This window comes from Devosia sp. LjRoot3, from assembly GCF_964252865.1.
GTDB lineage: Bacteria > Pseudomonadota > Alphaproteobacteria > Rhizobiales > Devosiaceae > Devosia.
Genome location: NZ_CAXUPK020000003.1, coordinates 227,804 through 247,351 on the forward strand (window position 1 = coordinate 227,804; position 19,548 = coordinate 247,351).

The 19,548-nt window shown below is 62.6% G+C and carries 21 protein-coding genes; 12 read left to right on the forward strand and 9 right to left on the reverse strand.

Going from position 1 to position 19,548, the window contains the following annotated elements:
* Positions 1–55: 55 nt before the first annotated feature.
* From carA to ACSQ2A_RS12090, 3 genes are read left to right on the forward strand one after another with little or no spacing between them, the layout of a single operon-like run.
* Complete coding sequence (gene carA / locus ACSQ2A_RS12080) at positions 56–1,261, forward strand: glutamine-hydrolyzing carbamoyl-phosphate synthase small subunit (RefSeq protein WP_436072442.1); 1,206 nt, start codon at positions 56–58, stop codon at positions 1,259–1,261.
* Positions 1,262–1,978 carry an AzlC family ABC transporter permease gene (locus ACSQ2A_RS12085; RefSeq protein ID WP_436072443.1) on the forward strand — a complete coding sequence of 239 codons (717 nt, stop codon included), beginning with the start codon at positions 1,262–1,264 and terminating at the stop codon, positions 1,976–1,978.
* The gene (locus ACSQ2A_RS12090; protein ID WP_295412431.1) at positions 1,975–2,289 is read left to right on the forward strand and encodes an AzlD family protein; all 315 of its coding nucleotides are present in this window, start codon (positions 1,975–1,977) and stop codon (positions 2,287–2,289) included. The genes ACSQ2A_RS12085 and ACSQ2A_RS12090 overlap by 4 nt, the downstream gene beginning before the upstream one ends.
* Here ACSQ2A_RS12090 and ACSQ2A_RS12095 read toward each other — a convergent pair.
* Entirely contained in the window at positions 2,286–3,821 is a 1,536-nt protein-coding gene (locus ACSQ2A_RS12095) for a glycosyltransferase family 32 protein (protein WP_436072444.1), read from the reverse strand. The genes ACSQ2A_RS12090 and ACSQ2A_RS12095 overlap by 4 nt on opposite strands.
* Before the next feature lie 56 nt (positions 3,822–3,877).
* Positions 3,878–4,795 carry a KPN_02809 family neutral zinc metallopeptidase gene (gene ypfJ, locus ACSQ2A_RS12100; RefSeq protein ID WP_436072445.1) on the reverse strand — a complete coding sequence of 306 codons (918 nt, stop codon included), beginning with the start codon at positions 4,793–4,795 and terminating at the stop codon, positions 3,878–3,880.
* A gap of 340 nt (positions 4,796–5,135) precedes the next feature.
* Here ypfJ and ACSQ2A_RS12105 point away from each other — a divergent pair, with 340 nt between their 5' ends.
* The 3 genes from ACSQ2A_RS12105 (at position 5,136) to ACSQ2A_RS12115 (ending at position 8,618) form a co-directional block, all read left to right on the forward strand.
* A complete protein-coding gene (locus tag ACSQ2A_RS12105; RefSeq protein WP_436072446.1) occupies positions 5,136–7,052 on the forward strand; it encodes a bifunctional 2',3'-cyclic-nucleotide 2'-phosphodiesterase/3'-nucleotidase in 1,917 nt (638 codons plus the stop codon).
* 65 nt (positions 7,053–7,117) lie between these two features.
* Positions 7,118–8,104, forward strand: a complete 987-nt coding sequence (locus ACSQ2A_RS12110) for a ribonuclease T2 family protein (RefSeq protein WP_436072447.1) — start codon at positions 7,118–7,120, stop codon at positions 8,102–8,104.
* Positions 8,105–8,111: 7 nt separating this feature from the next.
* Positions 8,112–8,618 carry an N-acetyltransferase family protein gene (locus ACSQ2A_RS12115; protein WP_436072448.1) on the forward strand — a complete coding sequence of 169 codons (507 nt, stop codon included), beginning with the start codon at positions 8,112–8,114 and terminating at the stop codon, positions 8,616–8,618.
* Here ACSQ2A_RS12115 and ACSQ2A_RS12120 read toward each other — a convergent pair whose 3' ends face one another.
* A complete protein-coding gene (locus ACSQ2A_RS12120; protein ID WP_436072449.1) occupies positions 8,619–9,062 on the reverse strand; it encodes a MarR family winged helix-turn-helix transcriptional regulator in 444 nt (147 codons plus the stop codon). It abuts the gene before it with no gap.
* 115 nt (positions 9,063–9,177) lie between these two features.
* Here ACSQ2A_RS12120 and ACSQ2A_RS12125 point away from each other — a divergent pair, with 115 nt between their 5' ends.
* Positions 9,178–9,627, forward strand: coding sequence for an organic hydroperoxide resistance protein (locus tag ACSQ2A_RS12125; protein ID WP_436072450.1), 450 nt, complete (start codon positions 9,178–9,180; stop codon positions 9,625–9,627).
* Between the two features lie 33 nt (positions 9,628–9,660).
* Here the strand turns inward: ACSQ2A_RS12125 and ACSQ2A_RS12130 are convergent, their stop codons facing one another.
* Positions 9,661–10,881, reverse strand: a complete 1,221-nt coding sequence (locus ACSQ2A_RS12130) for an MFS transporter (RefSeq protein ID WP_436072451.1) — start codon at positions 10,879–10,881, stop codon at positions 9,661–9,663.
* Positions 10,882–11,113: 232 nt separating this feature from the next.
* Here ACSQ2A_RS12130 and ACSQ2A_RS12135 point away from each other — a divergent pair, with 232 nt between their 5' ends.
* Genes ACSQ2A_RS12135 through ACSQ2A_RS12145 form a run of 3 tightly spaced genes read left to right on the forward strand, consistent with a single transcriptional unit; the run spans position 11,114 to position 13,855 of the window.
* The gene (locus tag ACSQ2A_RS12135) at positions 11,114–11,857 is read left to right on the forward strand and encodes an ABC transporter ATP-binding protein (protein ID WP_436072452.1); all 744 of its coding nucleotides are present in this window, start codon (positions 11,114–11,116) and stop codon (positions 11,855–11,857) included.
* Positions 11,854–13,386 carry a permease gene (locus ACSQ2A_RS12140; protein WP_436072453.1) on the forward strand — a complete coding sequence of 511 codons (1,533 nt, stop codon included), beginning with the start codon at positions 11,854–11,856 and terminating at the stop codon, positions 13,384–13,386. The genes ACSQ2A_RS12135 and ACSQ2A_RS12140 overlap by 4 nt, the downstream gene beginning before the upstream one ends.
* A gap of 1 nt (position 13,387) precedes the next feature.
* Complete coding sequence (locus ACSQ2A_RS12145) at positions 13,388–13,855, forward strand: N-acetyltransferase family protein (protein ID WP_436072454.1); 468 nt, start codon at positions 13,388–13,390, stop codon at positions 13,853–13,855.
* Here the strand turns inward: ACSQ2A_RS12145 and ACSQ2A_RS12150 are convergent.
* The 3 genes from ACSQ2A_RS12150 to motA all read right to left on the reverse strand — a co-directional run bounded on the left by ACSQ2A_RS12150 (position 13,852) and on the right by motA (position 15,947).
* The gene (locus tag ACSQ2A_RS12150; protein WP_295412447.1) at positions 13,852–14,025 is read right to left on the reverse strand and encodes a DUF1328 family protein; all 174 of its coding nucleotides are present in this window, start codon (positions 14,023–14,025) and stop codon (positions 13,852–13,854) included. The two genes, ACSQ2A_RS12145 and ACSQ2A_RS12150, sit on opposite strands and share 4 nt — an antisense overlap.
* Before the next feature lie 65 nt (positions 14,026–14,090).
* Positions 14,091–15,011 carry a flagellar motor protein MotB gene (locus ACSQ2A_RS12155; RefSeq protein WP_295412449.1) on the reverse strand — a complete coding sequence of 307 codons (921 nt, stop codon included), beginning with the start codon at positions 15,009–15,011 and terminating at the stop codon, positions 14,091–14,093.
* Between the two features lie 72 nt (positions 15,012–15,083).
* Positions 15,084–15,947 (reverse strand): flagellar motor stator protein MotA, encoded by an 864-nt coding sequence (gene motA / locus ACSQ2A_RS12160; RefSeq protein WP_295412451.1) that lies wholly within the window; start codon positions 15,945–15,947, stop codon positions 15,084–15,086.
* Positions 15,948–16,135: 188 nt separating this feature from the next.
* Here motA and ACSQ2A_RS12165 point away from each other — a divergent pair, with 188 nt between their 5' ends.
* Entirely contained in the window at positions 16,136–16,567 is a 432-nt protein-coding gene (locus ACSQ2A_RS12165; protein WP_436072455.1) for a hypothetical protein, read from the forward strand.
* A 108-nt stretch (positions 16,568–16,675) separates the two neighbouring features.
* Positions 16,676–17,779: a THUMP domain-containing class I SAM-dependent RNA methyltransferase gene (locus ACSQ2A_RS12170; protein WP_436072456.1), complete on the forward strand. Its 1,104-nt coding sequence runs from the start codon at positions 16,676–16,678 to the stop codon at positions 17,777–17,779.
* 55 nt (positions 17,780–17,834) lie between these two features.
* On the opposite strand, the gene ACSQ2A_RS12175 is transcribed toward ACSQ2A_RS12170, so the two are convergent.
* Together ACSQ2A_RS12175 and ACSQ2A_RS12180 are read right to left on the reverse strand one after the other, a co-directional pair.
* Positions 17,835–17,981 (reverse strand): hypothetical protein, encoded by a 147-nt coding sequence (locus ACSQ2A_RS12175; protein ID WP_295412455.1) that lies wholly within the window; start codon positions 17,979–17,981, stop codon positions 17,835–17,837.
* Positions 17,982–18,096: 115 nt separating this feature from the next.
* Positions 18,097–19,074 carry a magnesium transporter CorA family protein gene (locus ACSQ2A_RS12180; protein WP_436072457.1) on the reverse strand — a complete coding sequence of 326 codons (978 nt, stop codon included), beginning with the start codon at positions 19,072–19,074 and terminating at the stop codon, positions 18,097–18,099.
* Between the last annotated feature and the right edge of the window lie 474 nt (positions 19,075–19,548).

Consider the following 19,548-nt stretch of genomic DNA (forward strand, 5'->3'; position numbering starts at 1 on the left):
GCTTCTCGCCGCTTCCTTGGCGCGCGACCCGACGAACCAAGCATGGAGACCGACCGTGACCGGCTGGCAGCAATCCCCCGCGACCGCAGTTCTTATTCTGGCTGACGGCACGCGCCTTGAGGGCCATGGCATTGGTGCAGTCGGCCACGCCGCCGGCGAAGTCTGCTTCAACACCGCCATGACCGGCTATCAGGAAGTCCTCACCGACCCCTCCTATGCCGGGCAGATCATCACCTTTACCTTCCCGCACATCGGCAATGTCGGCACCAACGACGAAGATATCGAGACGGTGAACATGGCCGCCCTTTCGGGTGTGCGCGGCGTCGTGCTCAAGGCCGACATCACCAATCCGTCGAACTATCGCGCCGCCGAAAAGCTCGATGCCTGGCTCAAGAAGCGCAACATCATCGGCATCGCCGGTATCGACACCCGCGCCCTGACCGCGCTCATCCGTGAAAACGGCATGCCCAACGGCGTCATCGCCCACGAGCCGACCGGCCATTTCGACGAAGGTTCGATCAAGGCCGAACTGACTGCCTTCCCGGGCCTTGAAGGCCTCGACCTCGCCAAAGAAGTCACCACGGCCCAGACCTATCACTGGGACCAGACCAGCTGGCAGTGGAACAAGGGCTATGGCAAGGTCGAAAACCCGGACTTCCACGTCGTCGCCATCGACTACGGCGCCAAGCGCAATATCCTGCGCTGCCTTGCCGATCAGGGCGCCAAGGTCACGGTCGTGCCCGCCACTGCCTCGGCTTCTGACGTCCTCGCGCACAACCCCGACGCCATCTTCCTCTCCAATGGCCCTGGCGATCCGGCCGCGACCGGCAAATATGCCGTCCCGACGATCCAGAAGCTGATGGAAACCGGCAAGCCCATGTTCGGCATCTGCCTTGGCCACCAGCTCCTCGGCCTCGCCCTAGGCGGCACCACCAGCAAGATGCATCAGGGCCACCATGGCGCTAATCATCCGGTGAAGGACTTGACCACGGGCAAGGTGGAAATCACCTCGATGAACCATGGCTTCGCCGTGGACGCCGAGAACCTGCCCGCCGGCGTCACCCAGACCCATATCTCGCTCTTTGACGGCTCCAATGCCGGCCTCGCTGTGGACGGCAAGCCGATCTTCTCGGTGCAGTACCACCCCGAAGCCAGCCCCGGCCCGCAGGACAGCCACTACCTCTTCACGCGCTTCCTCAATCTGGTGCGCAAGGAAAAGGGTCTTGCCGAATGGCCCGAGCACAAGGCGCCTGCGGCATAAATGAACCGCAACGAGATCGTTGAAGGCCTGAAGGGCGGCGCCGTCGTGGCGCTGTCCTCTGCCCCTTTCGCAGTACTCTTCGGCGCCGTCGCCGTCGACAACGGCCTCAACCTTCCCGAAGTGGCTCTGATGTCCGCCACCGTCTATGCCGGCGCCAGCCAACTCGTCGGCATCGAGCTCTTTGGCCAGCACGTCGCCGCCTGGCTAGTCGTGCTCTCCATCTTCGCGGTTAATTTCCGCCACGTCCTCTATTCGGCAGCGCTCACCCGCTACCTCACGCATTTCTCGCTGGGCCAGAAGCTCCTCGCCTTCTTCGTGCTCATCGATCCGCAATTTGCCGAAACGGTACGCCGCGCCGAAAGCGGCAAGACCATCACGCTCGAATGGTATCTCGCCTTCGCCGCGACCATCTACGTGCCCTGGTTGACCTTCAGCATCGTCGGCGCCGCCTTTGGCGCGATGATCGGCGATCCGCGCGTCTGGGCCATCGACGTGCTGCTGCCGCTCTATTTCCTCGGCATCGTTGTCGGCTTCCGCCGCAAGCCCAACTTCTACCCGGTGGTACTCGCCAGCTTCATCGGCTCGATCCTGGGCTACCAGCTTGTCGGCTCGCCCTGGCATGTGAGCATCGGTGCCGCCTTTGGCGTTCTCGTCGCCGCACTGCTGCCCCTGTCGCCGCCGCCTGGCACAAAGACCGCGAAAGCCGGTCACTCATGAACTTTGCGCTCGATCCAGCAACCGCCTGGCTGATCATCGCCGCAGCAGCCGCCACCTATCTGACGCGCATCGGCGGCTACGTGCTCATCACCCGCATGAGCAGCATTCCGCCGCGCCTCGAAGCCGCGCTCAATGCCGTCCCAGCCGCCGTGCTGACCACACTCTGCGCCCCCGCCTTCTTCAATGGCGGCCTCGACATAAAGATCGCCATGCTCGTGGCGCTGGTCGTGAGCCTGAAATATCCCGGCCTGATCATGCTGGCCGCCGGTTGGGCCACCGCCATGCTCTGCCGCCACGCCTTCGGGCTTTAGGCCCTTCGCTCGGACCGGCAGGTGGTGACGACCACATTGGGCAAGGCGCAAACCTCAAATCCCCTATCCCGCGCCAGTATGCAGAAGGCCTCGGCATCGAGGTGATACTTATAGGGCTCGGCCGCGAAGCGCGCGCCAGCATCAATGACCGGCTTAGTCACGAGCAGCAAATCCGCCCCCGTAGAGGTCAGCGGCGCGATATTGAGATAGCGGAAAAACCGCAGCGAAAACGGATCGCGCGAGGCTATCGGCGGCACGAAACCATGCCGTTTGACCGCCCGATAGAGCCGCTTGAACACGTCCACATGGTAGAGGAAGCTGCTCTCATTGCGCTCGCTGCCGTCGTCGCCATGCACATTGACGCCAACAACGGGCCGCTGCGCCGCAACCATCAACCGGAACGCGTCCGCCGGGATCGCCGTCAGCCGACCATCGGCAACGATCACCGCGTCGTGCCCCTGCCCCGCAGCCAGCATCTGATTATGCCGTTCGGCCTCGCCAGCCTCGGCTCGATGCACTTCGACGCTAAAACCGAACGCGGCAAGTTTCCCTGAAATCTCCTGCGCGCCGCCCGTGGCAAAGAGGCCAACAGCCAGCCTGTCCTTGGGATAGTCGCCCCCCGCCAGCGCCGCAGCAAAGCGCGCGCCGTCGTCCTCGGTCAAATCCACCGCGAGATAGAGCCGCGGCAATTCATCCGGTGGCACAAAATCCTGCACATCATAGTCGAGCGTCGGCCGCGCAAACGTCGTCCGGGCAATCTCACCCGCCATCTGCTTGCGCCAGGCCCACTGCACCTGGTTGGGGATCTTCCAGAATGCTGGTCCCTTGTAGGGAATGGGCATGAACCACGAATTGCGCCACAGATGCGAGACCAGCGTCGGCTGGTTCTGCCCGACCACCCGGAACTGCTTGGCCAGCAGGTCGCAGTAAGAGTCGGGCGTCGCATATTTCCGCCCATCCCCAGCCAGCGGCGACCAATAGCTCGGCGGCAGCGCATCCGGCCGCTCTTCCCTCGGAATTGTCAGCGCCACGCCATTGACGAAACGCGGCCCCGTCGCGTCGACCACGTCATTGCACATGCAGCGCGCCATGGCCTCCATGCACCGCTGCCAGAACACATGCCCAGGCACAGAGCCCATAAAGGCATTGCACAGCGACATCGGCAGGCCGCGATAGCTCTCGTTGTCCGCAACATGCTTCACCGGCTCGGCACCGACAAAACACTCTGTCCGCCCGATCAGTTCATCGATCTTGCGCTTGGGCAGCACGTCGAGATCAGCGTAGACGCCGCCGATCTTATGGAGCACGAAAAACCGAAATGCATCGGCGCGGTAGATCCCCGACGGATAGAGATCAAACGTCGCCAGATGCTCCGGATAGTGCTCTTCCACCAGCGCTCGGATATCCGCATCGTCCCAAAGCCGCAGCTCCCAATCAGGATGGCTCTTTTCCCATTCGCTCCACACCCGCTGGGCGAACTTCGTCAGCGTCTTCGTCTTCCAGGTGAAGTGAAGAATTTTCGGAATGGTCATGAAAGGCTCGGGCACATTGCAGTGCCCTCGCTTCTAGTGGCCTTCCCGGCAAAAACCTAGATGCTGCCTGAGAAGGTATCGCAGTCGTTCGGGTTACCCGACTCATATCCCCGCTCGAACCAGGTCTGGCGCTGCGCCGAAGTGCCATGATTGAACGTCTTGGGTACCGCATAGCCCTGCATGCGCTTTTGCAGCGTATCGTCGCCGATCTGCTCTGCCGCGTTCAACGCCTCTTCGATATCGCCGGAATCGAGCAGGTTCTGCTGCCCCGCATAATTGGCCCAAACGCCCGCATAGCAATCCGCCTGCAATTCCACCCGCACGGAATAGGCATTGGCCTGTTCCTGACTCATGCTCTGGCGGCGGCGGTTGAACTCCGGCAGCACGCCGGTGAGGTTCTGCACATGGTGCCCCACCTCATGCGCCAGCACATAGGCCTGAGCAAAATCACCCGGTGCACCGAACTTGCGATGCAGTTCGTCATAAAAACTCAGGTCGATATAGACCTTTGAATCGACCGGGCAATAGAACGGCCCAGTGCGCGCATCAGCGACGCCGCAGCCCGAATTCGTCTGGCCGCTGAACAGCACGACTGGCGGTTCAGGATAGTCCTCGCCCGCAGTCGCAAAAACCTCCGTCCAGAGATCTTCGGTTTCTTTCACCACCACGCCGACGAAATCGACGAGTTCATCCTGTCCTTCGGTCGGCAGTTGCCGCGAGGTCGCGCTCGAAGTCGTAGTGCCTGCGTCCTCAGTGAGCGAGTCGATGGGATTCTGACCCGTCACCATCCAGATGATGCCCAGCACCACGATGATGCCGATGACACCGCCGATGCCGCCCCGCGACCCGCCACCCATTGGAATGCGAATGCCGCCGCTCCGTCCGAGCGAAGGCCCGCCCATGCCTCCGAGACCTCCCGTCTCTCCGCGGCGATCCTCGATATTGCTGCTGCGTTCCCGACCACGCCACTTCATGACGGCACTCCTGCTTCACGTCTTTGGTAGCAACAAGCCGCAACAATTGGAACGGGTTGCACGAAGCCCGAAAAAGGCGACTGTCATCGAACTGTCATAAATTGACCACTCGGTAAAAACTTCATAGCGTCTCCCCGCCGCCGTCATGCCATCGTCACCGAACGCGGGCATGTCGAGGCCGCTTCCCGGGAGAGGAAGCGCCTGAGAAGCCGGACCAGCCGGCCAAGCGGGAATTTCGGCCCCAGGCTCACATGGCATTTCACTTGGAGATCATCAGATGAATTTTCTTCCAAAGATTTCGCGCCGTAGCTTTCTCGCCGGCTCTGCTAGTTTAGGAGCAATGGCAGCGATGCACCCCTTCGCCGTCCAGGCGCAAGCGAACCAGGCGCATCTGCGCATTCTCGAAACGACAGACCTGCATGTCGCGGTCCTGGCCTATGACTACTATGGCGACGCTCCCAACAACACGATGGGTCTCGCCCGCACCGCCACCCTCATCGAAGGCATTCGCGCCGAAGCTGGCAATTCCCTTCTGGTGGACAATGGTGACCTCATCCAGGGCAACCCCATGGGCGACTACTATGCCTATGAGAAGGGCCTGAACCAGGGCGACGTCCATCCCATCGTCGCGGCTATGAACACGCTCGGCTATGAGGCAGCGACCCTCGGCAATCACGAATTCAACTACGGCCTCGAATACCTCGACCGTGCGCTCGAAGGCGCAAAGTTCCCCTTCGTGTCGGCGAACCTCGTGCGTGGCGAGCTCGGCGCCGACGCCCTCTCCGACGAGACCTATATCGCCCCCTATATCATCGTCGAAAAGGAGCTGACCGACGGCGCCGGCGCGTCCCGGACCGTAAAGGTCGGCCTGATCGGCTTCCTCCCGCCCCAGATCCTGACCTGGGACGCCACCCACCTGACCGGCAAGGTCACGGTTCGCGACATCGTCGAAACCGCTGAAGCCTATGTGCCGAAGATGCGTGAAGAAGGCGCCGACATCATCGTCGCTCTCTCCCATTCAGGCATCGCCGCCGACCAGGGCGCAGGCGCTGAAAACGCCTCCCTCCAGCTCGCGGCCGTCGAAGGAATCGACGTCGTCCTGACCGGCCACCACCATCTGGTTTTCCCCGGCCCGGACTATGAAGGCATCGAAGGCGTCGACATCGCTGCCGGCACGCTCAACGGCAAGCCAGCCGTCATGCCCGGCTTCTGGGGCAGCCATATGGGCCTCATCGACCTGCTGCTGGAGCAGGACGCCGAAGGCAAGTGGACCATCGTCTCCCACACCTCGGAAGCCCGCCCGATCTTCGAACGCGTCGAAGGCAAGGTGCAGCCTCTGGTTGAAGACAATGCCGGTGTCGTTGCAGCGGCCCAGGCCGACCACGAGGAAACGCTCGACTATATCCGTCGTCCGGTCGGCGAAACCTCGGCCCCGCTCCACTCCTACTTCGCTCTCGTCGCCGACGATCCCTCGGTCCAGATCGTGAGCCAGGCCCAGACCTGGTACATCCAGCAGATGATGAAGGGCACCGAAAACGAGAGCCTGCCGATCCTCTCGGCTGCCGCGCCCTTCAAGTCCGGCGGCCGCGGCGGCCCGGACTACTATACCGACGTTCCGGTTGGCCCCGTCGCCATCAAGAACGTCGCTGACCTCTACCTCTATCCCAACACCATCCAGGCCGTGGTCATCACCGGCGCGGATGTGAAGAACTGGCTCGAACGCTCGGCCGGCATTTTCAATCAGGTCGAGGCAGGCGCCAAGGATGCCGATCTCATCAACCCCGACTTCCCGTCCTACAATTTCGACGTGATCGATGGCGTCACCTACAAGATCGACCTGACCCAGCCTTCCAAATACTCTTCGGATGGCAAGGAAGAGCCGAACCCCGAAGCCAACCGCATCGTCGACCTCGCCTATGACGGCAAGCCGATCGATCCGGCCCAGAAATTCGTGGTCGCCACCAACAACTATCGCGCTGGCGGCGGCGGCACCTTCCCGAACATCAATTCGGACGTGATCGTCTTCAAGGGTCCCGATACCAACCGCGACATCATCGTGCGCTTCATCATCGAAAACGGCACCATCAACCCCAAGGCCGACAGCAACTGGTCGCTGGCACCCATCGCCGACACCACCGTGCTCTTCGCCACCGGCCCCAAGGCCGCCGAACACCTGGCAGACGTCACTGCCGTAAAGATCGAAGCCACGGGCGAAACCAACGCCGACGGCTTCGGCCTCTATCGCATCACGCTCTGATCGACAGGGTAGCAATCAACGAGGGGAGCCGCTAACGCTCCCCTTATTCGTTCGGGGAGTCAGAAATGCTACGGATCATCACCATCCTCGCCCTTCTGTTGCTCACCCTCCCCGCCCGCGCCGAAGTCCCCCTCACTGGCTACTTCACCGCCACCAAAACCTGCCCGGCGCTCCAATCCATCAGCCGCGAAACCAATCCCGGCGATATCACGACCCGCCCCGGCACCGCCTACGACCTCGTCGCCGGCAACAAGGATCGCCCGACCCACCTCTGGATCGTCATCCCCGGCGCCGAACCCGACCGCCGCTGGGTTTCCGTCGATTGCGGCACCCGCTCCACCGATGCCGAAGGCCGCGTCGACGAACCGACACCTCCCGCGCCACCCCCGACTTATCGCGGCACCCAATACATCCTCGCCGTAAACTGGCAGCCCGCCTTCTGCGAACTCAGCCCCCGCAAGACCGAGTGCCGCAACCAGCGCGGCACGAGCTTTGAAGCCACCAATTTCACCCTGCACGGCCTCTGGCCCCAACCGCGCAGCAACGAATACTGCAATGTCTCGCCCGGCGACCGCTATGCCAGCGAAGACGGTCGCTGGCGCGATCTCCCCATCCTCGACCTGTCCCTGGCCATCCGCCGCGACCTCGACGAAGTCATGCCCGGCAGCCAATCCGGTCTCGACCGCCACGAATGGACCAAGCACGGTACCTGCTACGGAACAAGCGCGCGCGAATACTACGCCGACGCCCTCGACCTCATGCTGGCCCTCAACACGTCCGAAGTCGCCCAACTCTTCGCCAGCAACATAGGCAAGCGCATCACCCTCACCCAGATCCGCTCCGCCTTCGACAGCGCCTTCGGCCCCGGCGCCGGCGAACGCGTCCGCATGACCTGCGAGGCGGACGGCAATCGCACCATCATCACGGAACTCACAATCGGCCTCACCGGCAAGATCGATGGTCCTGACTCCCTGCCAAGCCTCATCGCCGCCGCCAGCCCAACGGACGGCGGCTGCCGTTCCGGCCAGGTCGATGCCGTGGGGCTGCGCTGAGGCCGGCATGCTGAGATTCGAGCCTTTGGACCAAACCAACGTTAGTGCCATCCTGAACTGCGATGGCGGCAACGGCTGGAAGAACGATCCCGCCGCATGGGCAGAAATACTCCGCCAACACACAGCCGGAGAGCGCCTCGTCCTGGTTGCCATCGAGAAGAACCAAGCGGCCGCCTATGGCAGCCTCCTGTGGCAGTCGGGCTACCCGGCCTTTGCTTCGCAACGCATCCTGGAGCTGCACGACCTGGTGACGGCCAAAGCCCATCGCCATCGCGGTATTGCTACCGCGCTCATCGCGCAACTCGAGGCACATGCCCGTGCCGCGGGCCACAGGCAAATCGGTCTCGGCGTCGGCCTCTACGCCGACTATGGGCCAGCCCAGCGTCTCTACACCGCCAATGGTTACGTGCTGGACGGCCGCGGCGCGACCTATCGGAACGAATACGTTACGCCCGGCACGCCCATCCGCATGGATGATGACTTGATTCTATGGATGACCAAGACGCTGACTTGACTAGCCGGCCGCCTCATCCAGCCGCTCCCGCAGCGCCACCAGTTCGCGCCGCATGGCTTCCGTCGCCTCAAGGGACTGCCCCGCGCCTTCAATGACGGCCAGCGGAATGGACAGCGCTTTATCTTTTAGCGCCCGCCCTTCCGTCGTCAGGCGAATGCGCACCTGGCGCTCGTCCTCTTCGTCTCGATGCCGGCCCACCAGACCTCGCGCCTCTAAACGCTTGATGAGAGGCGTAATTGTTCCCGAGTCGAGGAACAATCTCTCCCCCAGCGCCTTTACCGTGATGTCGTCCTTTTCCCAGAGCACGAGGAAAGCGAGATATTGCGGATAGGTCAGATCCAGCGCGTCCAGCCGCGGCTTATAAAAGCGCGTGAAAGCGTGCCCCGCCGAGTAAACGGCAAAGCACAGCATCTGGTCGATCGTCGGCATCCGCTTGTCGCTCATCGCCACTCCTTTCAGCACACAAAACCTATCACACAAATTTCTATTGCACACAATTGAATTGTGAACTATTGAATAGCCGTCACGAAATTTCATCCCTCCAAAGGAAATCGTCGCAATGTCCATCAAAGCTGCAGTCTACACCGCCCATGCCCACACCACTGGCGGCCGCACCGGCACCAGCAAGACCAGTGACGGCCGTCTAGCCGTAACGCTGGATACGCCCAAGGCCATGGGTGGCAATGACGGCCCAGGCACCAATCCCGAGCAGCTCTTCGCCGTCGGCTATTCCGCTTGCTTCCTCGGCGCGCTGAAGGCCGTCGCCCGTGGTGAAAAGGTGAATATCCCGGACGAAACCAGCGTCGATGCTGCAGTCTCCTTCGGCGAAAACGCCAAAGGCCCCGGCTTCGCCATCGCCGTCGAACTGCAGGTTGCGATCCCCGGCCTCGACCACGCCCAGGCCGAAGACCTGGTCCACAAGGCCCATCAGATCTGCCCCTATTCCAACGCGACCCGCGGCAATGTCGACGTCACCCTGACCGTCGCCAAGGACCTGGCCGACGCCTGAAACAAGAAGGGCGCCCCCTGAGGCGCCCTTCTCTCATTCCGCCGGCACCGCGTCCGGGGTCCAGCGATTGTCTCGCCGCTCGAGCCAGACCGACACCAGGAACAGTGCCAGCCCGACAACGGCCATCACGGCGCCAACCGGCCCCGTCGAGGCCCAACCCAGACCCGCCGCAATCGCCATGCCGCCAAACAGCGCACCCAGCGCATTGGCGATGTTGAACGCCGCATGGTTGAGCGTCGCCGCCAGCGTCTGCCCATCGGCCGCCACGTCCATCAACCGCGTCTGCAACGCCGTTCCGATGGCGACCGTAAAGCCAACACCCAGGACGCTCAGCGCCGCCGTCGGCCAGGCCAGCGCCAGCCACGGCACCGCAGCGAGGCTGACAATGTTGAACGCCAGCATGCCGCCAATAGTCTTCATCAGTGCCCGATCGGCCATATAGGCGCCGAGCACATTGCCCAGCGTCATGCCCACGCCGAACAGCGCCAGCACCACCGGCACCCAGATCGTCGGAATCCCGGTCACTTCGGTAAGAAGCGGCACAATATAGGTGAAAACCGAGAACATGCCGCCGCAACCGGTCGCCGCAATGCCCAGCGTCAGCCAAACCTGCGGCCGCTTCAGCGCCCCCAGCTCACGCAACGGGCTCGCGCCCTCCGCCACCTGAATGGCCGGCACAAAGCGCATGACCATCAACACGGCGAGCGCACCAATACCGCCCACGGCAAAGAATGTCGGCCGCCAGCCGAGCCCCTGCCCCAGCCACGTCGCCAGCGGCATGCCGATCAGCGTCGCCAGCGTCAGCCCCAGCATCACCCTGCCCACGGCCCGGGCGCGATAGCCAACATCCACCATCGAGGCGGCAATCAACGCCGCGATCCCAAAGTAGGCGCCATGCGGCAGCCCGGAGACAAAGCGCAGCAGCACCAGCGACCAATAGTCAGGCGCCAAGGCACTCCCAACATTGCCCAGCGCAAACAGCGCCATCAACGCCAGCAGCAGTGGTTTGCGTGGCGCGCGCGCGAACAGCACAGCAATCAGCGGCGCACCCACAACCACACCGAAGGCATAGGCGGAAATAACATGCCCGGCCTCAGGCTCGGTTACGCCAAGATCACCCGCCAGATTGGGCAAGAGGCCCATAATGGCGAACTCACCCGTTCCGATGCCGAAGGAGCCGATAGCCATGGCGAAGATCGCCAGTTTCGTTGCAAGGCCGGTGAGGCCCTGAGTGGGTGCAACGCCGTTCGTCATGGCAAAGCTCCAAGAGTATATGGGCCTGATGCAAAAGCAGCAGGCCGACCAAAATCACTTATTTTTCAAAGGCCGGGAGGGAGGGCCCGGCCATCGACAAGCTAGCCGTACCCTCGGGTTCGCGACAACCTGCAATTCTTGCAACCCTGCCCCACGCGAAATCTTGAGGATTTCGATTCACTCGCCAGCAAGGCGCGCAACCTAGAGTGCGCCTGACCCGCCCGGAGCCTCCATGCCCGTCCCCGCCCTTGCCATCACCAATCTCGCCAAGAGCTTCGATCGCCCCGTGGTCCGCGGGCTCGATCTCACCGTCGCCGCCGGCGAGTTCTACGCCCTCCTCGGCCCCAATGGCGCGGGCAAGACCACGATCCTCCGCATGGTCGCAGGCCTCCTCGCTCCCGATGCCGGCACTATCGAAATTTTTGGTACCGATGTCCGCAAAGACCCGGTCGCCGCCAAACGCCTCCTCGCCTGGGTTTCGGACGAGCCCATGGTCTATGACCGCCTGACCCCGCTAGAATATCTCGATTTCGTCGCCGGCCTCTGGCAGGTCGATCCCATCCAAGCCCGCGACGCCGCCAACGATCTCCTCGACATTCTGGGCCTGAAACCCCACGCCAACGAACTCTGCGGCGGTTTCTCCAAAGGCATGCTGCAAAAGGTCGCCCTTGCCGGCGCCCTGATCCACGATCCGCGCCTCATCATCCTCGATGAACCCCTCACCGGCCTCGACGCCGGCTCCGCGCGCCAGGTGAAAGACGTGCTCCTCGACAAGGTGCGCCAGGGCGTCACCATCATCATGACCACCCACATTCTTGAGGTGGCCGAACGCATGGCCCAGCGCATCGGCGTCATCGCCGGCGGACGCCTGGTCGCCGAAGGCACCCTCACCGAACTGCGCGCCCGCACCGGCCGCGAATCGACCCTTGAGGAAATCTTCCTCGAACTGGTCGAACCCGGCCCCGCCGCCACATGATGGCCGCTCTCGGCTCACTCCTCTGGTTCGCACGCCACGAATTGCGCCTCGCCTGGCGCGATTGGCTTGCCATGATGACGGGCGGCCAGCGTGTCCGGCTCTTCGGCTTTCTTTTCGGCGGCCTCGCCGTCTATGCGCTTCTCCACCTCATCGCTGCCGTCATCATCGCCCCTGCGGCCGCCAACGGCATAGCGCCCGACAAACCTACCCTCGCCATGGTGACGGGCATTGGCCTCCTGTTCTTTTCCGTCATGCTCTCGCAGGCTTTGGAAGCGATCACCCGCGTCTACTACACGCGCTCCGATCTCGATCTGATCCTCTCTTCCCCCGCCTCCACTCGCACCCTTTTCGCCGTCCGCACCGGCGCCGTTGCCCTCTCGACGGCGCTCCTCAGCGCCCTCCTCGCCAGCCCCATCATCAACGTGCTCGCGCTCCTTGCCGGTCCCCACTGGCTCTGGGCCTATCTCGTGCTCCCCGCCTCTTCCGCACTGGCCGTCGCCATCGCCATGGCCCTCACCATGGGGCTTTTCCGCCTCGTCGGCCCCAAGCGCACACGCCTCATCGCCCAGATCCTCGCCGCCATTGTCGGCGCCGGTTTCGTCATCGGCATCCAGGCGGTGGCGATCTTGTCCTTCGACACTTATTCGCGCTTCGCCCTCTTCAGCTCACCCGATCTGATCGCCGCCCTCCCGGCAGCCGATCACTGGCTCTGGCTGCCCGCCCGCGCCGTCATGGGAGACGCCATCTCGGCCATTCCCGTCATCGCAACCTTCCTCGGCGCCCTCGCTCTCGCCATGCTGTTCTTTTCCCCCAGCTATGGCCGCCTCGCGGTCGCCGCCGCAAGCGTCGGCCAATCGAACCGCCATCGCGCCAAAACCAGAACCCACTTCACCGGGCGCAGCCAGGCCCAGGCACTGCGGCACAAGGAATGGCGCCTGCTGCAACGCGACCCGTGGCTTCTGTCGCAAACGCTGATGCAGATGCTCTATCTGCTGCCGCCGGCCCTGCTGCTCTGGGTCAATTACGGCGAAGGCGCTGGAGCCTTCATCGTCATCGTACCGGTGCTCGTCATGGCGGCAGGCCAGCTGGCCGGCGGCCTCGCCTGGCTGGCTCTTTCAGGCGAAGATGCCTACGACCTCGTCGCTACAGCCCCCATTCCCGCTGCAAGCATCCTCCGAGCCAAGGTCGAAGCCGTTCTTGTCGTTGTCGCAGTGGTTCTCGCCCCGCTCCTCGCGCTTCTGGCGCTCAATAGCTGGACCATGGCTGTTGCCACCGGCATTTGTGCCATTCTATCCGCCGCCTCGGCCACGGCCATTCAAGTCTGGTTCCGCATTCCCATGCGCCGCGCCATGTTCCGCCGCCGCCAGGTCGCCTCCCGCGCCGCCACCATTTCCGAAGCCTTCGCCTCCATCACCTGGGCCGGCACCGGCGCTCTTCTTTCTGTTGGCTCCTGGGTAGCCGGCCTGACTGCCATCATCGCCTTGGTCGTGCTAGGGATCGCCCGTTCCCTTTCGCCGCACCGAAGCTGACATGTCCGATCTCATCTACCGCGACGCCTGCCCCGAAGACATTCCCACCATCCTGACCCTCTGCCACGCCGGCGATACCCGCGGCGCCGACACGCCGCCGTTGGATATCGCCAGCCTCACCGATCCGCGCTATCGCGCCGCCTTTGACGAAATTTCGGCCGATCCCAATCACCGGCTCATCGTCGTCGAACGGCACAACGAGATCGTCGGAACCCTCCAGATCAGCTTCCTGCCCGGCCTACCCCGCTTCGGCATGCGCCGTAGCATCCTCGAAAACGTCCACATCCGCGCCGATCAGCGCGGCAATGGCCTTGGGTCGCAAATGGTGGAGTGGGCGGTCGAGCGCTGCCGCGAAGCCGGCTGCGGCATCGTCCAGTTGACCTCAAACAAGGTCCGCCTCGACGCCCACCGCTTCTACCGCAAGCTCGGCTTCGAACAGACCCATGAAGGCTTCAAGCTGCTGCTCTAGAACAGGACCACCAGCCCCATAAACGCCAGCAGCAGCATGATGCCGATCCCGATCAGCATCACAACAAAGACGATCTTGGCGAGCCCCGCCGCACCCGCGGCGACACCGGTAAAGCCCATGGCGCCGGCCACGAGGGCAATGACGATGAGAATGAGCAATAGCTGGAACATGACGCTTCTCGCAAAATTACGATGCGAGAAGAACGCCACGCCCCATGCAGAGTTCCGGGCAGAACTTAGGGCTTGAGCCCCGCTGGCACTGGCGGCGCGGTCCGCAGCACGGTGATCTTCACGCGCTCATTGGCCGCCATATAGGGGTCGTTCGGAAAGAACGGCTCATCCGAAGCTCGCCCGGCCACCGACTTGATGCGATCGTCGGTCACCCCGAATTCGCCCAGCGTCGAGCGCACCACATTGGCGCGATCCGCGGAAAGCTCCCAGGCGCCATAGCGCGGGTTTTCATAGCGCCCGCCAGCTGCCGTGTGGCCCGAAATAGTCATCTGCGAGTTGAGCTGCTGCAGGAACGGCGCCATGGCAGCGATGGCGGCACGGGTCGGCTCGAGCGGATACTTCGAGCCCTCGGGGAACATGCGCTTGCCCTGTTGGTCGACGATCTGGATATCGAGACCCTCTTCAGTTTCCTCGACGATCAGATTGTCCATGAAGGGCGTCAGTTCCGGCATCGACTGCCAGGCCTGGCGAATACTCGCCGCAGCCGAGTGGAATTCCTGCGCATCGACCGCCTTGAGGTTGAACTCGGAATCACTCGAGGCTTCCTGCTCGCTGCCATTGTCGCGGGCATCGCCGCCAACGGAAAGATCGGCTTCGCCGGTCACCGCTTCTGCCGCGGCCGCCGGCTCCTGTGCCGTAATGTCGGCGGCAGAGCCCGACATGCTCGAACCGGCATTGTCCATGGCCTGTCCGCCCATGACGCCGCCCGCGCCACTATCCGACAAGCTCACCGAAGGCGGCGAGAAATAGTCGGCGAGCCCCTGCTTCTGCTCGGCCGTCGTCATGTTGATCAGCCACATCAGGAGGAAGAAGGCCATCATGGCCGTCACGAAGTCGGCGTAAGCGATCTTCCACGCGCCGCCGTGATGGGCGTGCCCACCCTTCTTGACCTTCTTGATGATGATCGGCTGTTCGAAATTCGCCATGACGTGCCCCCTGGCAGCGTTTGGGCCGCGCAATCCGTGGGGAGATCGCGCGGCCCGCTAGAAGTAGAAAACTTAGGTGGCAGACGGCAGAGCTGCGGTGGCTTCTTCGACTTCGTTGAAGGTCGGGCGCACGTCGCTCATCAGCGCCTTGCGGGCGAACTCGACAGCCATCACCGGCGGCTGGCCGCTGATGTGAGCCAGAAGGCCAACCTTCATCGAGAGGAAATACTTGGATTCGGCTTCAAAAATGCCGCGCAGCGACTGGGCCATCGGGCCGAAGAAGCCGTAAGCGACGAACACGCCGAAGAAGGTACCAACGAGAGCACCACCGATGAGGTGGCCCAGAACTTCCGGCGGCTCGGTGATGGCGCCCATGGTCTTGATAACGCCGAGCACGGCGGCCACGATGCCCAGAGCCGGCGTACCGTCGGCCAGCGCCTGCATGGCGCCGACGAGCTGTTCCTGCTCCTGGTGGTGAGTTTCGAGTTCCTCGTCCATCAGCGCTTCCATCTCATGGGCATTGTTGGTGCCCATGGTGACCATGCGGAGATAGTCGCAGAGGAATTCCACCGCGTGGTGGTTCTTGGCGAAGGTCGGGAAGCGATTGAAGAGTTCGGATTCGTGCGGGTTTTCGATATGGGCTTCGATGGCCAGCACGCCCTTGGCCTGGATCAGCTTGTAAAGACTGAACTGCAGGCCGAGCAGTTCCACGTAGGCGGCCTTGTTGTAGCGCGGGCCTTTGAACAGCGTGGCGAAGATGCCCACCGTCGACTTCAGCACGCGGCCACTATTGCCGATGATGTAGGCGCCGATGGCGGCACCCAGAATGATGACGAATTCGAATGGCTGCCAGAGAACTTCGACGTGCCCGCCCATGGCGGCATAACCGCCGAGCACACAGGCGAAAACGAAGATAATACCAATAATGAGACGCATCGAACCCGACCTGACGCAATACTAAAACAAAAGCAGGGGGAGCAGACCCAACCTGTCTTCTCCAGCGCCCTCATAATGCCGGGTTCAGACTTAACGGCGGGTATATTTTGCCGCCTGACTTGTACTTGCGGCGATTTGGCTCAAAATCGCGACCGGCCGCCCTGAAGGCGCCCCCGGAGGACTGTCCTATGCTGCGCTACGCCGCGCCCGCCCTGCTCGCACTGGCCCTTTTCACCCCCGCAATGGCCAGCGAAGAAGAGGTTTACGCCAATATTGAAGCCATTCACGGCGACGCCGACGGTTTCTTCGAAATCTTCGCCGGCGTTCAGGACGCCACGATGTTCAATCCGGTCGATATCACCGGCTACGCCATCTATCCGCTGACCATCAACGCCAATGGCGAGACCTACGACGTCCTCGAAGAGCAGGATTTCATCGACAATTTCGACAGCCTGATCCTGCCCGAAACCCTTGAAGCCATCGGCTCGCAGGACGTCGACGACCTGATCGTCACCAGCGAAGGCGTCGGCCTCGCCAACGGCGCCATGTGGATCACTAACGTGTGCCTCGACGACGCCTGCAACGAAACCCAATGGGGTATTCTGTCGATCAACAACTGATCGAGTATCTCGGGGGCTCTCCCTTCCATCGTCATTGCCGGGCTTGTCCCGGCAATCCACCTCTCGACAACCATTGCCCCAGCCCCACGACCCAGCTAGTGCTGGCGCATGAGTGCCAGCTTCCCCATCTTTCTCGTCTCCACCCCCGGCCTTGAAGCCCCGCTTTGCGCCGAAGCCCTCGAACAGGGTTTTGCAGGCGCCATCGTCGTCGATGGCGGGGTCGCCTTCACCGGCACCTGGGCCGACATCTGGCGCGCCAACCTGGTCCTGCGCGGCGCCACGCGCATCCTCGCCCGCATCGGCGAATTCCGCGCCATGCATCTGGCACAGCTCGATAAACGCTCGCGCAAAATCCCCTGGGGCGATTTCCTCGACAAGTCTATCCCCGTCCGCGTCGAAGCCAGTTGCAAGCGCTCCCGCATCTATCACGCGGGTGCCGCCGCCCAACGCGTCGCCACTGCCATCTCGGAAGAATTCGGCGCTCCCATCACGGAAGATGCCGCCCTCCGCATCATGGTCCGCATCGAGGACGACCTCGTCACCCTCAGCATCGACACCACAGGCGAGTCGCTCCACAAGCGCGGCTTCAAGGAAGCGGTCAGCAAGGCGCCGATGCGCGAAACCATGGCCGCCATGTTCCTGCGCCAATGCGGCTATACAGGCACTGAACCCGTTCTCGACCCCATGTGCGGCTCCGGCACCTTCGTCATCGAAGCCGCCGAAATCGCCCTCGGCCTGCCTCCCGGCCGCGAACGCAGCTTCAGCTTCGAAAGCCTCCCCTCCTTCGACGCCAAAGCCTGGCAATCCCTGCGCAGCGCCATCACGCCCAAGACCACGGACCTAAGATTCTATGGCTCGGACAAAGACCCCGGCGCCATCCGCATGGCCACCGAAAACGCCACCCGCGCCCGCGTCTCCGCCCTCACCCAGTTCGACCAAAAATCCATCGAAGACCTTGAGCCCCCTCCGGGCCCACCCGGCCTCGTGATCCTCAACCCACCCTACGGCACCCGCATCGGCGACAAGGCTCCCCTCGTCACCCTGCACCGCACCCTCGGCACTGTTCTGAAAACCCGTTTCAAAGGCTGGCGCGTCGGCATCGTCACGGCCGACAAGAACCTTGCCGGCGCCACGGGCCTCAAGTTTGAACCCGCCCTTCCCCCCGTCCTCCACGGTGGCATCCGCGTCGGACTCTATCGCGCCCATCTCTGACCCCCTGAAAACAAAAAGCCCCGGCCGAAGCCGGGGCAAATTTGTGCCGATCCGCTTAGGATGCGGGCGGCGTTGGCGCCGGAGCTGCCGGCGTGGTGGTCGTGTCTGCCGGTGCATCAGCCGGCGGCGGAGCATCACCACCGCAGGCTGCAAGGGCCAGGGCCGTAAAGGCCGCGAGAGCGGCAAGGCGCAAATTCTTCATCTCAACCTCTTTGCTTTAAGCCGATCGCTCGAGCGATCACGCCGATGTGAGGCGAGCAAGAAGGCGCCCTTTAGGCCGCACTGAGGCCATTTCTGGGCTGAGTTCGTAACCCGAACTACAACCAACCCTTCCGCTTGAAATAGAGGAAAGGCACAGCCGCCGAGAGCACCATCAGCCCAAGCGCAAAGGGATAGCCAAAATTCCAGTGCAGCTCGGGCATGAAGTCGTAGTTCATCCCGTAGATCGAGGCGACGAGCGTCGGCGGCAGGAACACCACAGCGGCCACCGAGAAGATCTTGATGATCTGGTTCTGCTCGAGATTGATCGCGCCCAGCGTCGCATCGAGCAGGAATCCGAGACGTGCCGACAGCGCCCGCGCATGCTCGCCCAGCGAGGTCGCATCGCGCTGGATCAACCGCACTAGATGCTTGCTTTCCTTGTTGTCGCTCGTGTCTTCCGTCGCCGCATAATAGGCAACCAGCCGCGAGACGCTGACCAGGCTTTCTTGAATCATCGTCAGCAGTTCTGCCTTTAGCCCGATCAACGAAATGACGTTTTCGAGGTCATGCGTCTTGGTGCTTGCCTTGGTTTTTGCCTGCGCCGTCTTGAACACACTGCGCGACAGGGCATCCGTTTCATTTCCGAGCCGCTCCAGCGCATCAGCCGTCCGGTCGATCATCGCTTCGATCAGCCCAAGCATGACCTCCTCGCCCGAGCAGTGCGGCGAGCCATTCGGCTTCTGCGCCCGGTTCGTATACGCAAGGAAGGGTTTGGGCTCGGCATAACGCACCGTAACGAGCGTATTGCCCTTGAGGATAAAGGTGATCGGCGTCTTGATCGGCGCTTCGGTGTCGAGATTGGCAAGTCCGGTCAGCGTCATGAAAGTGGCGCCCGCCTCGGTGTAAAGCCGGGCAGATAGCTCGATCTCTTCCATTTCCGCACGGCTCGGCACATCGACGCCAAGCAGGCCTTCGACCCGCGAAACGTCCTCGTCGTTGGGGGAAATGAGATCAAGCCAGATCGGCAGTCCGGTGCTCTTTTCAGCATCGAAGGGCACAAGCTTGTCTTCAGTACGCGTGTAAATGCGCAGCATGGCAGCTCCATTGGGTAGGCTATCGCGGCCCACCGGAGCTGACCTCAGTCAGATCGTCAGGCCGTCAAACAGGGTCGAATTCGACTTCGACTGTCGGGGTTCATGATCTTTCTCTTTGAACGGTGAAAACACACGTCACGCCTTGCTCCATGCGCCTGTCGGCCAATCCTGTCAACGGCTTCGGCGCGTCGTGCGACATGCCATTCGAATATCGCATTCCTTGCATAAGAAACGACGCATCTCTTCAGGGAATTCCCATGCGTATAGCGTTCGTCGTCCTTTCCGCCTTGCTTGTCGCCTCCACGACTGTCGAGGCGCAGCCAGTTCCTGCCCCCTCCGTTGAGGCAAAACTCTGCCGATCCCAACTGGAGCTCCTGGTCTCAGGGGGCAAGTTGACCAAGGAAGAAACGGCGCGTTTCGAAAGCCAATGCGCTTGCCTCGAGCGATCGGACTCGGTCAGCTCGACCGAAGAAT